The sequence below is a fragment of the Aporhodopirellula sallentina SM41 genome (assembly GCF_000346505.1).
Taxonomy (GTDB): domain Bacteria; phylum Planctomycetota; class Planctomycetia; order Pirellulales; family Pirellulaceae; genus Rhodopirellula; species Rhodopirellula sallentina.
In genome coordinates this window covers 1-15040 of sequence record NZ_ANOH01000200.1, presented here as the reverse complement: position 1 = coordinate 15040, position 15040 = coordinate 1, and the positions used below count along the sequence as shown (strand labels likewise).

The 15040-nt window shown below is 60.6% G+C and carries 4 protein-coding genes; 2 read left to right on the top strand and 2 right to left on the bottom strand.

Features of this window, described 5'->3' with window-relative positions:
• Positions 1-675 (top strand): DUF1501 domain-containing protein (locus RSSM_RS12975; protein ID WP_044302455.1); only part of this gene is annotated, 675 nt, incomplete at its 5' end.
• Between the two features lie 137 nt (positions 676-812).
• Positions 813-2543: a sodium:solute symporter gene (locus RSSM_RS12970; protein ID WP_008679200.1), complete on the top strand. Its 1731-nt coding sequence runs from the start codon at positions 813-815 to the stop codon at positions 2541-2543.
• A 246-nt stretch (positions 2544-2789) separates the two neighbouring features.
• Here RSSM_RS12970 and RSSM_RS12965 read toward each other — a convergent pair whose 3' ends face one another.
• Entirely contained in the window at positions 2790-5621 is a 2832-nt protein-coding gene (locus tag RSSM_RS12965; protein WP_008679198.1) for a phosphoenolpyruvate carboxylase, read from the bottom strand.
• 185 nt (positions 5622-5806) lie between these two features.
• Entirely contained in the window at positions 5807-14833 is a 9027-nt protein-coding gene (locus RSSM_RS12960) for a calcium-binding protein (protein WP_008679197.1), read from the bottom strand.
• Positions 14834-15040: the final 207 nt, after the last annotated feature.

Genomic DNA, 15040 nt, shown 5'->3' with positions numbered 1-15040 from the left:
GCAGAGCGTTTTGGTGAACACGACAGTATCGAGTCGGCGATCAAGAATTATGAACTCGCCTACGCGATGCAGATGGCGGTGCCGGACGTGATGGCGCTCTCGGATGAGCCCGCTCACATCCAAAAGGCGTACGGCATGGAGGCGGAATACAAACCAACGCGGACCTACGCGGCGCAGTGTTTGATCGCGCGGCGGATGATCGAACGAGGCGTTCGGTTCATTGAACTGACGTGCCCGTCGGTGGGTGGTGACCGTTGGGATCAGCACGGCAATTTGAAAAAGGGACACGAAAACAATGCTCGGGCGGTGGATCAACCGATCGCAGCTCTGTTGAAGGATCTCCGTCAACGTGGGATGCTCGACGAAACCCTCGTTGTTTGGGCGGGAGAGTTCGGTCGTACTCCGTTCGCGCAAGGCAAAGACGGACGCGATCACAATCAGTTCGGGTTCACCGTTTGGATGGCCGGTGGTGGCGTGAAGCCGGGAACGGTTTACGGTGCAACGGATGAGTGGGGATACAAAGCCATTGAGAATCGTGTCGAGATTCACGATCTGCACGCGACGATGCTGCACCTGATGGGTGTCGATCACACGCGTTCGACATTCCGCTTCGGCGGTCGCGACATGAGATTGACCGACGTCAAAGGGCATGTGGTCGACGGGGTGATCGCATAGCGTGAGCCTGCTGGCTATGCTATAGACTTTTGCCCGAGGCGGAGGGCTGCTTGTTCGGAGATGCGATGACGAGAGTCTCGGTCGCTTCATCGGATCGATCCCGATCGCCTACATGAACTTTTGATAGGAAGTGACCCATGGAGCACTCAGCGAGTGAGGTGTCGGAACTTAGCGGTCGGGTGCATTTGGGAACGCTCGACATCATCGTTGCGGTGGTTTACCTGGTTGGAATTGTTGCGATCGGGTTGCTGGCCGCGTGGCGTCACAAGAAACGGCAAGGTGCCGCCGACGAATACTTTCTTGCTGGGAAAAGTCTCGGTTGGGCGAGCATCGGGCTCGCGTTATTCGCGACAAACATTTCAACGCTGCACTTAGTCAGTTTCGCGCAGAACGGATTCGATACCGGACTTCTGAACGGAAATTTCGAATGGATGGCTGGGTTCACGTTGGTGTTGCTCGGGTTGTTCTTTGCTCCGTTCTACATCCGGTCGGGAATCTCGACGCTGCCTGACTTTCTCGAGCGACGATACAACCGAACGTGTCGCGATTGTCTGGCGTTCGTTTCGGTTTTGACTGCGGTGGTGATTCACATCGCGTTTGCGTTGTTGACCGGTGGGATCATTCTCGAGGAGTTGCTCGAGATTCCGATGATCTACAGTTTGCTAGTGCTGTGCGTGTTGACGGGCATTTACACGATCGTGGGTGGGTTGCTCGCGGTGGTGGTGACCGAAAGTATTCAGACGGTGGTGTTGCTCGCCGGTGCGGCGCTGATTACTTGGTTCGCGATGTGGGAACTCGGCGGGACGGCAGAAACGCCGGGTGGTTGGGATGGTTGGCAAAACCTGCTGTCGATTTTGCAGCGGGAGGGTGAGCAGGAGAAACTCTCGATGTTGCGACCTCACGGGGATCCCGATGGGATGCCGTGGTACGCGGTGATCCTCGGTTATCCGGTGCTCGGCATTTGGTACTGGTGTGCGGATCAGACGATCGTGCAGCGTGTGCTCGGCGCGAAAGATGAGCAGCATGCCCGGCAGGGGCCGATCTTTGCGGGCGTTCTGAAGATACTGCCTGTGTTCCTTTTTGTGTTGCCCGGTTTGTTGGCATACGCGTTGTTTGTTGACGGGCGGCTCGACCTTTCGATGATTATGGTCGACGGCGAGGTGCAATCCAAAGGCGTCTACGCGAGCATGATCACGGAGTTGTTGCCGTTGGGAATGCGCGGCGTTTTGGTCGCCGCGTTGATGGCGGCTTTAATGAGCACGGTGTCGGGGGCGTTGAATTCGATCTCGACCCTGGTGAGTTATGACTTGGTCAAACGTTTCTACCCATCGGTCAGTGACGAATCGTTGGTGCGTGCGGGCCGAATCGCGGCGGCGGTGGCGTTGGTTCTCGCGGTCGGTTTGGTGCCGGCGCTCAACATGTTTGAGAGCATTTACAATGGAATGGCGAGCATCATCTCGCACGTCGCGCCGCCGATCACCGCGGTGTTGGTGCTCGGTGTGTTTTGGCGAGGGTCGAGTTCCCGAGCGGCCGCTTCGGTTTTGATCGGCGGATCGATTTTGGGAATCGGCGTGTTCACGATCAACACGTTGTCGCCTGAGGGAATTCTGAATCAGTTGCCGGGCGGATTCATGATGATGGCGTTCACGCTGTGCATGCTTTGCTCGATCGCGCAGTGCGTGCTGAGTGTGCTCATGCCGGACGCTGCACCGGCGAAAGACGACGGTGTTTTGAATGGCGCGGAGCTGGCGTGGGAGACACCCCTGGCCGCATTGAAAATCCCCGGCAAGACCAAACTGGGCGACCCGCGATTGCTGTCAGGTCTGCTGATCGTCGCGATGGTTGTTCTGTATTGGTGTTTTCGGTAGGAGACCGCGAGTGCGTTCTCACGTAGGTCCGTCTTTCCAAGACGGACAGTTTGGGGCGTGGGTGGTGGCTGGTCTCGGTCTTGGAAAGACTGAGCTACGTGGTGAGCCGAATGGCCGTGAGGCCTCGGGTGGGGGCGTTGGGCGGGTTGTTGTGTTGAGCGGCCTGTCACCCGAGTGCTTACGCACTTTGGCTCACATTTGGAATTTGAATATGGAATATGGAAGTTTGCCTTGGGGCGAGATGGGTTAGCCGGTGGTGCCTAGTCCGGAAGCTACTGCGTTGACGCTTAGGAGTAGGCTCGGGAGGAGTTGGTCGGCTTGTTGTTGTTCGCCCATTCGGCGGTAGCTTCGCCAACGTCTTAGCAATGAGATCTGTTGACGATGCAGTAGTCGCAAACCTTCGCCGCGGAGTTGGATCATGCGTTGGACGTTGGGGCGCTGCGACGCCATCGGGCCGCCGTAGACTTCTTCGACCATTTTGGTGGCGAGTTCCCATTCGGTTTCGATGCGGTCGACGAACCGTTTGCGTAACGCTTCGTCCTCGACGAGTTCGCTGTATTCCTTCATCACGACCATGTCGACCGCCGAGACGCTGGTGGCGACGTTGCTGATCAAGTAGTGCAGCGGAGCCCAACCTCGCAGGCATTCGATGATCTTTGCAAACGCGTCTGGCTGTTCTTTTTGAAGACGCGAGAGTGCCGTGCCGACTCCGTACCAACCCGACAAATAACATCGTGCCTGTCCCCAAGAAAAGACCCACGGGATGGCCCGGAGGTCGTCGAGGGTTTGTTGGCCGGTGCGGCGGGACGGACGTGACCCGATGCGGCTTTGTTCGATCGCATCGATGGGTGTGGCCGAGCGGAAGAACTCGACGAAACCATCGGTGTGCAAGAGATCGGTGTACCCGGTACGGGCCCACGAGGCGAGTTCCATCAGGGTTGGTTCGAGTGGGTGCGGTCCGTCGTTTTCACGCGAATCCATCAGCGTTTTGCGAGTCGCACCGGAGAGGAACAGTTCGAGGTTGTAGATCGCGGTTGGTTCGTGGGCGTACTTTTGTGCGATCGTTTCGCCTTGCTCGGTCAGGCGGATGTCGCCGGCGAGCGTCCCGTCGGGAAGGCTTTTGATGAACCGGTGCGTCGGTCCCGCACCGCGGCTGATCGTTCCCCCACGGCCGTGGAAGAAACGAACGCGAACGCCGTGGCGGAGTCCCGTTTGGGTGAGACGCCGTTGTGCGTGACGCAGCCCCACGAGGCTGGCAAGGATCCCGCCGTCTTTGTTGCTGTCGCTGTAGCCGATCATGATTTGGCCGACCTTTTGGTCGTCCGTCGCGGTGAGTTCCGACGGGGCTTTGTTTTCTTGGGAGGCCGACGTCAGGTCGAGTACCGCGGTGCGACGACGGGCGATCGCCGCCATGCTGCGCTGCGTGATCGGATGGCTGAGGAAGCCTTCGTAGATTCCCGGCGAACGTTCGAGGTCGTCGATCGTTTCAAACAACGGAACGACAGGCAGCGGACAAACCGGGCCTTCCTCGGTCGGTTGCAGCAGGCCGACTTCGCGGGCGAGCAAGTACACCGCCAACAGGTCTGACGCGTTGCGAGTCATGCTGACGATCAACGCACCGAGGCCTTCGATGCCGTATGCCTGGGAGTGTTCTTTGACGACGCGGAGTGCACCGAGGACGGCTTCGGCTTCGGCACCGGCGGCGAAGTCGGGGTGAACCATCGGCCGCGAACTGCGGAGTTCCTGTTCGAGGAATTCGATCCGTTTGGCTTCGTCCCACCGCGAGAAGTTGGTGTCTTGGAAGCCGGCGGCCTGCAAGAGTTGTTCGATCGCGATGTCGTGCTTGCTGCTGTTTTGACGGATGTCTAGCACAGCGAGATGGAAGCCGAATGTCTGCGTGATCCGCATCAGCGGCGCGACCGCGTGGGCGGCGGTGTCGGACATGCCGACGGCCACGAGGCTGCGATGAAGGACTCGCAGGTCGGCGAGCAGTTCGTCGGCGTGCGGATAGATCCACGTAGGCAGGGTTTCGTTCGGTCCAGCGATGGATTTGGCCGAGGGCAGTCGGGCGATCATCAGGTTGATGAATTGTCGCCAAGGCTCGTTCGGGTTTCGGGCGAGGGCGCGGCGGCCGACCTCTCCCATCGTTTCGGCTTGGGCGGCGATCTGAGCGAGGAATTGGTTCGACGGCGGGAGCCAGTAGGCCGAGAGGCTGACCAATCGGGCCAGTTCATTGAGTTGCGACCGGAGCAAACCGATGGCTTCCCCGCGGAGCTGCAGCAGGGTTTCGGCGGTGACCTCCGGCGTGACCAACGGGTGTCCGTCGCGGTCGCCACCGACCCAAGTTCCGAACGTCATTCGTGGCAACGCCAGCGGGTCAGCGATGGCTTCGGGATCCAAACCGACGTCTTTCCATGCCTGCCGCAGTCGCAGGTCCAATGGCCGCAAAGCACGTGGGAAGACGTGCTTGAGGTAGTCCATCAGGTTGCGTCGTTCGGACTGCAAATCGGGTTTGTCGAGATAGATTTCGCCGGTCCGCCACAGGATGTTCAGGACGGCTTCGATCTCGCTGTCGTTCTGGGCCCGTTTCCACGGCGGCAGGTCGCTGTCGTGGCGGAGTTGAAAGCGGTCGAACAGGCGTCGATGGTGCGCGAGCACGGTCGCCCGTTTGGCTTCCGTGGGGTGCGCGGTGAGCACCAATTCGACGCGAATGGAGGGAAGCTGTTGAGCGATCTGCGCAGAGGTCCACCCTTGGTCGATCAATTGCTGCAGGCTGTCGGCCCACAATGCGGGCAGTGTTTCGGTCGGCGTTTCACTCTCGATGCGGTCACGGAACCGAGCCGCGGAACTTTGCTCGGCCATGCTGAGCAGTTGAAAGGCGATCGAATACGCCTGGGTCAACTGCACGCTGTCGACGGGCACCGCGTCGTCGGAAAACGTTTTCCCCTGGAGCGGCAGAAGGTCCGCTAGTTGCCCATCGCCTCCGCGTTTGAGCACTTCGGCGAGCGATTCGAGTAACCATTGCCAGTCACGATCGAGTTGTTCGACGTCGAGTGCGAGAACACTGGAGGAAACCATGCGATAGCTTTCGAGAAGAGGTAAGAAATGCGCCGACCCATCCTATTGGCTGTGCAGCCATTTTTCACCGGGGCAGGTCGCTTGGGGGAATTCCGCAGCCTAGCGGGGGCGTAAGGGGAGAAAGGTTGCAGGCTACAGTCTGCTGATCCTGTCGCCTTTCTCCCTCATCGAAAACAAATGCTCACTTAGAACAGGTGTTTGATGTCGTCTTCGCGGCTGCGGTATTGGACGCGGTCGGTGAGCGTGGCGAAGAACGCGTCGACTCCCTTGTCGCCGTCGATCAAATCCACGGCCCCGTCGTTCTCGACCGCATCGGACAGGTCAGCGATCAACGCAGCGAATCGGTCGGCGACGTCGTCCGTCGATTCGGACCAACGCGTGAAGAGCGTCTCGTGGTCGGTCTTGCCGTCGACGACAGCGAGTTCGTCACCGAGTAGCAGGTCGTCGTCGCGTCCGCCGTCGAGGCGATCGATGCCCCAACCGCCGACGAGGATGTCGTCCCCGTCGCTGCCGAGCAGGCGGTCTTCGCCGGCGCCGCCGGAAAGGTAATCGCCCGCTCCGCCGCCGCGGAGTTTATCGTCACCGATGCCGCCGAAGAGGGCGACCGGGATCGTCAGCCGTCGGTCGGTGGAGATGTCGTCGTCGCCGGCACCGCCGTACACTTCGATGCGGCTGATGTTTTCATGGATGACTTGCGTCCAAGATCCCTTGTCACTGCGAGTTCGGACTTCGACGGAGTTAGGTTGGTTGCGAACGTCGAGCAACAAGATGTCGTCATCGAGGTCGGTGCCACCGATCACGAGCACCTTCATGCCTGGATTCGCGACGTCGTCCGGTGTGTTCGTCGCGGCGAACGTCAGGTCGATCGAGGCCGATCCGAATCCGGCTTCGTTGTCGCTCAGGGTTACCGTCGCGGTGTAGGTGCCACCGGTCGGCGGAGTGAATTGGAACGATTCTCCGGACCCTTGCGCGATGGTTTCGCCGTCGCCGTTGGTGATTTGCCACACGAGGTTCGCGACCGCGGTTACAGGCAGGTCAGTCACGGTGACGGAGACCGTAGTGGCTTGGCCGATCACCGTTGCCGTTGCCGGTGGTGTGATCACGAGGGTGCGTTCGACGGGCGTTGGCGGGTCCACGTCGCCTTCGTCCGGATCGGTGTTGGTGTCCGGGGCGGGAGTGACGTTCCAATCGACCGCGTTGCCAGCCGATGCGGCGGCGTCGAGCAGCAATTGTTGTTCGACCGATGTGGTGGTGTTGTAACGGTGTGTACCAATCGTTTCACCGAGGTCGAGACGTGGCATGTCGGCCCCGTCGTTGTAACGCCGGTCGCCCGACAAGGTGTAGATGTGGTCGTCGCCGTTGCCGCCACGCAGGACATCGAGCCCGGCATCGCCGCTGAGGACGTCGTCCCCGGTTTGGCCGAGCAATTCATCGTTGCCGTCACCGCCTTCGAGGTCGTCTTCGTTGATGTCGAGGTTGATCTCTTGCAACGCCGCGTCGCCCATGAAGGTGCGTGTCGCGTCGTCAAGGTATTCGACGGAGTAAACCGAACCGCGGAGCGAGTGATAGAAACCGGTGTCGTCGACATACACGGGGCTGACGAGAGAACCGTTGTCGCCGAGCAGGACGTCGTTGCCTGCGTCACCGAGTATGTCATCGTTTTGGATATCCCAATTCCCGTCGATTTGGTTGTGACGGGCTTCGGGCAAGAGCGGTTCGCCGCCTTCGCTACGGAGCCGTGTGCGACCGAGGTAGTCTTGGTAACTGTCCGGTGCGTCTTGTCGATCCGCGGTGACAGTTTGGGCGAGGAATTCGCGAACGTGATTGTCGAGTTCACGTTGTTCGATTTCGTTCGCCGGCATGTTGACGACGAGTGGTCGGACGAGGTAGCCGTCGTCGCCAAAGATCACGTCGTCGCCAAGACCACCCGCGATTTCATCTTGGTCGAGTTCACGGTCGACTCGTGGGATGAGCGCGATCCGGTCCAGTGGGGTGCGGTCGTTGAGTTCATTGGTGACGTTAATCACTCGGGCATCACGGCGGGACTGCAACGCGAGCGTGTGATCGTTCGCGGCGAGACGCAGCGTGTCGTTGAGGTCGTCGAGTTCTTCGGCAGTCAAACCGACCGTGACCGGGGTTTCCGGAAGGTCTGCGATCGTGCCGGTGATGATCGGCAACAGCATCAACGCGTCGCCGCCGACAATGGTGTCGTTGCCCGTCGAGGTGACATCGTCTTTGGCTTCGCCATAAATTTCATCTTCACCGACAACAAGATCGTGCAAGAAGATGTGTTGCACGTCGTCTGCAGAAATCGCCGGAAGGGTTGGGCGATCTGCCTCGGCATCGGCCAACAGCGTGTCGATCACGCCGAGGTGTGCGACGCCGACCAATCCGATCGCGTCGACGGCGATGGTTTCGAGGTCGGCGAGGTATTGCTGCAGCAGGACGGCGTTCTCCGTCGCGGTGCCGGCGCCGGGGATGCCTCGCGTTGCGGGCAGTTCGTAGGTGGCGTTGTCACCCACGATGGTGTCTTCGCCGGCATTGCCGCTGATCACATCGCTGCCGACGCGAACGTCACCGCCGATCACTTCACCGTTGATCGCTTTGCGGACCATTTCGTGATCCAGCGCGAGGCCTTCGAGGGCCTGCATAATTCCCGCCATGGCGGTTTCGACTGAATCGAGCGCCGCGTCGACGTGGCCGATGCCCGATTGCAATTCGTTGTTGACGATCAGCGAATCGCCGAAGAGCAGATCGTTGTCGGCACCGCCGCTGATCGTGTCGTTGCCTTCGAGGTCGCCTTCGTGTCCGAAGAAGTGCGGCAGGGAGAGCAACGACGGCGTGAGCAGCAAACCGTTGGTGGTCGCGATGGAGTCTTCGTCGGCGATCTGAGCCAGTTCCGGATTGACGGCCGAGACGCGGTCCCAACGTGGACGCTCGGCAACAAGGTCACCAACGCGAGCGACCATTTCAGGAACGATCACGTGTCCGTCGGGGTGCAGGCTGAGTTCGAGGCCGGTCCAGTCGTCGGCGAGCGCGTCGACACCGATCAAGCGGATCGAGTCGACCATTTGCGGCAGGTCGGTCCAAGCCGGCGACAGGTTCACGCCTTGATCACCGATCACGGTATCGTCACCGGCGTCACCGGAGAGAATGTCGTTGCCACGGTCGCCGAGGATGACGTCGTTGCCGTCGCCTCCGGAAACGGTGTCGTCGTAGGCATCGACGAGGTCGATCAAAATCGCGACCGTCTGCCAAAGACCAGTTTCGCTGTCGGTCAGTTTGGCTCCACCGGGCAAGTGGACGCCCGAGTAAACGACTCGATCGGCGGCGAGCAGTTTCGCCGCGAGATCTGCTGGTGGGTTTTGCAGCATGATCGGATCGATCGGAACGATGTCGGTGACCGTACCGATTTGTTCGGTGATCAGATCGCGGTGCCACACGCCGTCTTGGTTGAGACGCGGTGTGCCGTCTTCGTTGAACGCTCGCAGGATTTGACCGGCATCGCCGAGGATAAAGTCCACACCGGCGTCACCGTGGATCGTGTCGCTGCCGAGGCCGCCGACGATCTCATCGGATTCGTTGCCGCCGTGAATCGTATCGTTACCACGTTGTCCGATCAGGATGTCTTGGGCGTCGTCGCCGTGAATCTCATCGTCGCCGCCGATTCCGTCGCGGTCGTCGAAAACGTTGATCGAGCGGATCGCGATCGCGTCCATTGGGGCGAGATAGTTTTCCCACGTGCCGAGTTGTGTGCTGAGCAACGTGCGTGAAATCAATCCGTTGTCGCCGAGGATCACGTCTTCGTTGTCGCCGCCGTGGATGATGTCGTTACCATCGGCACCGAAGGGAACGTTGTGTCCACCGACGAGATCGTCTTGACCGACGCCGCCGCGAATCGTGTCGCCGCCTTGGCCGCCAAAGATGAAGTCGTCGCCTTCATCGCCATCGATCGTGTCATCGCCACCGCCATCGAGGGCCTCGATGAAGCGACTGATCACGCGACGGTCGACCGGGCGTCGGAAATCGACTTCACCGTGATCGCCGAGCAGGATGTCGTGACCGGCGTTGCCATGGAGAATGTCGCCGGCCGTGCCGCCGATGATCGTGTCGTTGTCGTCGCCACCGTTGATTGTGTCGATGCCGCCGATGGTCGGGTCGATCGTGATGATTTGATCGAGGGTGCTGAAGTCGCCGTCGAGCGTGTAGTCGATGCGTCCGTTGTCCCCCATCAACACGTCGAGCCCGGCGTCGCCGTCGATCGTGTCGTCGGCCGCACCACCGAGTGCCACGTCGTCGCCCGCACCGGCGGTGATGATGTCGTTGCCGCCGATCGAGGTGTCAGTCGTCTCGATGAAGATCAGGTCACCGGTCTCGTTGAACGTGGCTTGTCCGTTGTCGCCCAGGATCACGTCGCGGGCGTCGCCACCGGTGATCATGTCGGCACCGAAGCCACCGATCAGGATGTTGGTGGAGTTGCCGGCCGTGATGATGTCGTTGCCGCCTTCACCAGGAGTCGTGGTTTGCACGGTGGTGATGATGCCGGTGGTGGCGTCGAAGTTCGCGACCCCCTCGTCACCGAGGATCAAGTCAGCGACGGTGTCCGAACCGGCGAGCAGGCGATCGTCCCCGGCACCGCCGAGAATGATTTTGCGTCCCGCACCGGCGGTGATCCAGTCGCTCGCTCCGTCTTCCCACGCGATCGTTTCGGCGGTGATCAGGATGCCAAAGCCGTCCGTTTCGACGACGTTGTCGACATGGCTGAACGTGAGTGAACCGGAATCGCCGACGATGATATCCAGGCCCGTTTCGCCGGCCGGGTTGAGGATCTCTTCATCACGTGAGTAGTTGATGAAATCGCTGCCGAACCCGCCGAAGATACGGTCGTTGTCGGCGTCGCCGGTGATCTGGTCGCTGCCGCCGACGTCGGTCGATTCACTACGAGCGTTCACAACCGCGCGGCTGGTCAGGAGCAACAGCGCGGTCGACGCGGCAGTGTCGTCGGTCAAAATCTCGGGCGTCTCGTTGTCATCGAACGGACGGATGACGTCCAACGTGATGCTGCCGTGGTCACCGAAGATCAGGTCGTTGCCGTTGCCGCCGAACAGATTGTCGTTGCGGTTATCGGGATCACCACCGGTCATGTCGTCGTAGTTGAACGCGTAGTCCGCAGAGGTGCGGTAGAGCGTCTTTTGTGTCTCGGTGAGGACAGGGTTGGTGTGAGCGATCGAAAGTATCGAGGTCGCCATGTCCATCCGCAAGGAAAGGTCCGCGTTCAGCCCCGAATCGCCGAGGATCGAGTCGTGTCCGTCATTCCCAAAGATCGTGTCATTGCCGCCGCCACCGAGCAACAAGTCATCGCCCGATCCGCCGTTGATCGTGTCGTTGCCGAGGCCGCCGTAGACGGTCACACCGAAGGTCGATGTGATGTTGAAGACGTCATTACCCGCGTCGGCGTAGCGGATCGCCGCACCGGTTCCCACGTCGCCGGGGGCGGCATAGCGGACGCCATCTTGAAAGGTGTCACCCAACAAAATCAGGGGAGCGTCGGTGTCGTTCTCGAGGTTGATGTCGCCGTCGACACCGCCGCCGGTGACGGTGAAGGTGTCGCCGCCCATGACGCCGGTACCCAGTTCGGTGTTCCCGCCGCCGTGGATGACGGTGATCGTGCCCGGTGAGGTCGAGTTGACCAGGATATTGTCGTTTCCGCTTCCCAGAAGAATCTCAACCACCTCGAGGTCGCTGTAATTGATCCCCGCAGGCAGCGTGGTGTCGGGCTCGCCGTCTTCCCCTTCGATCGTGACCGGCGTGGTGCCCATCCCGAGGCCGGAGATGTTCGTGTCCGTGACGGTGAGGCTGTCGTCGGTACGCGAAGCGTCGTTGTAGACTTCCAAACGGTCGGTTTGGGTGTTCTCATCCGTCGGGTCGACTCCGCGGTCGACGTCGAACGAGGTTTCCTGCGGCAGCATGATGGCTCGCTCGATCACCTCGTTGCTCTCGGCACCAATGCCGCCGATAAAGTCGATCGGCCCTTGGATGCTGGCCGTCAAGTGCGCCGAGTAGGCGAACGACAATTCGGGTTGGCCGGTGGAGGAAAACGCGGAGTTGCCACGGACGGTGACGGTGATCGGAGTCGACCAGTTCGACGCGTCGAAGCGAAGGTAGCCGGGCGTGTCACCAACGGCGGGGAACATTCCGGGCGCGGACAGGATGACCTGCCCGTCGTCCATCAACGGCACGTCGACGACATCGGTACCGGTCAGAGGTTTCGTCAAGCGGATCGTGTAGGAGTCGGTCAGTGTGCCGTCTTTGCTGACCAACGTGTTGCCATCGGACTGCACAATCAGTGCACCGGCGGAGTCGTTGTCGAGCACGTCGATCGAGACGGTCGGGCCGTCGGGGTGCGACGTGAATTCGGACGGACCTGCGGTGATGGTGTGCGTCAGCGTGCGAGGTTTGATGTTCTCGACGTCGGTGTCGTTGATCGCGCGAACGGTAACGGTTTGCGGTGTGTTCCAGTTCGTAGACGTGAACGTCAGCGTTGTGATCTCGGTGCCGACGTCATTGAAGAACTGAACCTGAGCGACATCGTCATCGGGGATCGATTGGCCGAGCGTCACGGTCACGTCGGCGGTCGGTTGGCTGGTGAGTTGAACCGTGTAGCTGTCGTCGACCCGTTCGCTCGCCGTGTCGCCTTCGAGAACGAGGGTGTTGTTCTCGGTTTCGTTGATGATCAGTCCGCCCTGATCGTCATCGAAGATCGTGGCTTGAACATCGGCGAGCGGGAAGCGATAGAAGTCGGCTTTGTTGGACAGCACCGAGTGGTTGATCTGGGCGAGGCGTTGACCTTCCTCGGCGTCGTCGGCGATGCCGCGGACCTTGACCGTGTAGGTCTTGTTCCATTCCGCCACGTCGCTGCCGTCGAAGACGACCACGGCGGAGCGAACCCAGGTGGTGCCGTCGTCGATCGAGATTTCGAGACCCGCACCTTGATGGCCGTTGTCGTCAACGTCGTTGGTCGAGGCACCGGCGGCCGAAATGGTGACGTACACGAACGCGTCGGTGTAGTCGTAGTTTTCTTCTTCGGTTCCGTCACTCTTGGATCGTGGGATCACCATCGCGATGGTGTACGAATCGGTGATGTCGGGCTTCTGCGAATTCACCTCCACGACGCTGGTCGCGCCACCGGATTCGGTGATCACGATCGCACCGGCAACTTTGGTTTCGACGCTGCCCGATCCAGACCCGGCAACGGTGATCGGCACGCCGCCGAAGACCGCGAGGTCGTAGTCCGGGTTGGTCGCGCTTTCGGTGCCGTGATTGACCACCGCAGACGAACCCCGGTTGTCGGTCGAAACGATCGTCTGCGTCACGTCACCGCCAACGACCACGGTGTCCGAACCGAGTCCGCCGATGATTGTGTAAGCGACGCCGCTGCGGGTGCCGAGCACGTAGAACGTGTCGTCGCCTTCGAGACCGTCGACCTTGACCGCTTCTTCGACGCCATCGATCGTCACATTGAGCCCGGCACCGAACACGCCGTCTTCGGTCAGAACGAACGAGTCGTCTGCTTCGGTTCCCACCGCGGTCACTGTGTCGGTACCGTCACCACCGTTGATGCTGACGGGGGCGTTGATGTTGTATCGGATCGTGTCTTCGCCGTCGCCGCCTTCGATGACGGTTTCGCCGTCGATGATGAAGGCACGAATGATGAACTCGTCGTTGCCGCCTTCGCCTTCGAGCCGGATCGCGGCTTTGTTGCTGAACACGGTGAACTTGTCACCGCCGTCGCCGCCGTAGATCACCATCGGCATCGAGATACCGTGACTGAGGAAATTGTCCCCTTTCAAATCCAGCAGCGCGATTTGATCTTCGACCGCGACTCCGCCGGTGTCGTTCGGGTTGCCGCTGAAGACCTGACCGATTTGGAACGTGTCTTTTCCGATACCGCCGTCGAGCGTTGTGATCACGGAGTTGTCATCGGAAATAAATGTGTCGTCTCCGGCGAGCGAGTTGACACGCAACCGAGCGTTGATCGCGTCGGTGTAGTCGATCCGTTCGTAGGTGTCGAGCAATCCGTCGTCGTCACCGACCTCATCGGTCGTTTGCAAGAGAGCGACGAACTTCTCACGCATCAGGAACAGGTCATTCTCAGCCGTACCGAGAATCAGGATCGAGTCGACGCCGTCGTCGGGAGCCCCGGTGTCGTCGATCGAAACACGTTCGCTGCCGGTGCCCGAAAGCGTGATGTTGTAGACGTCGGTGCCACCGGTGCCGTCGACGTAGTAGCGATTCTCGTCGAGGTATTCGATGTTGACGGTGTCTTCGTCGTTGCCGCTGGTGATGCGCGAGATCGGGGCGCCGATGTTTTCGAAGATGTCGATCACGGTTCCGATGTCGTCGATATCTCCGATGTCCACGTTAAGGAAAAACTCGCCGCTCGCGGTGATCGTTGAGACCGGTGCGCCTTCCCCGTCGACAGAGATGTTGCGTGCCATGCGGAAGCTATCGCCGACATTGAAAGTCACGTTTCCGTCTGCGGCGATCACGAGGCTGGCCACGTCGAGCAGCATGTCTTCGCCCGTCGCCGCGGTGTCGGGCAGAGTGACGAGGATGTCACCGGCGACCGAGCTGATGATGTCACCGATGACGGCCGAACCAGCGGTCTCGGTCAGGTACACGCTGCCCGTCGTCGTCGCACCGAGTCGCTCGGTCGGTTGGCTGTCGTCGTCGGTCGCGACGGTATACGTCGAACGCGTGTCGACTTGGATCGGATGGGCGAGCAAACCGATCGAGCTATGGGTGACCGCATCGACGGCGTCGCCGAGGCCCGCGAACAGTTCAACGGAGGTGCCGATGACGTCGTTGGCGGTTGTGTTGTCGGCGTCGAGCAGATTGCCGGCGGCGGACAGCGAAACGTTGCCCGAGTTACTGAGCACTTGTTTGACCATCAGCGGTCCGGCGACTTCGTCGATCCACACCGATTTATCGGCCGTCGCGTTGAGCCAACCGCTGCCGTTGTCGGTCGTGTCGATTAACAGGTGATCGGCGATCGAACCGATCGTGGCGTCTTGCGTCGGAACGCTGGTCGCGTTGATCGAAAGTGTGTGGGTGACGATGTGCGCGTCGGTGTCGGGCGTGACGATCCGCCCGTCGAGTACGCTGCCCGTGCTGTTGATCGTTGTCGTTGCCGACTCGGCGTCGAGCTGCACGAATTTGAGTTCGCCCGCGACGCTGATTTGGAAGATCGTACCGCCGACGGTCAGTGGCAGTTTGACGTCGTTGTCTTCGTCGTCTTTTTCGAGCTGCCGATCGTCGTCGACACGTCGCTGCGAAGGTACGCGTCGCCGAGGACGTCACCGCTGACTTCCGCCGGTGATGATTCCCGTGATAGCGTCGCAAAGGCGTCGCCGACACGC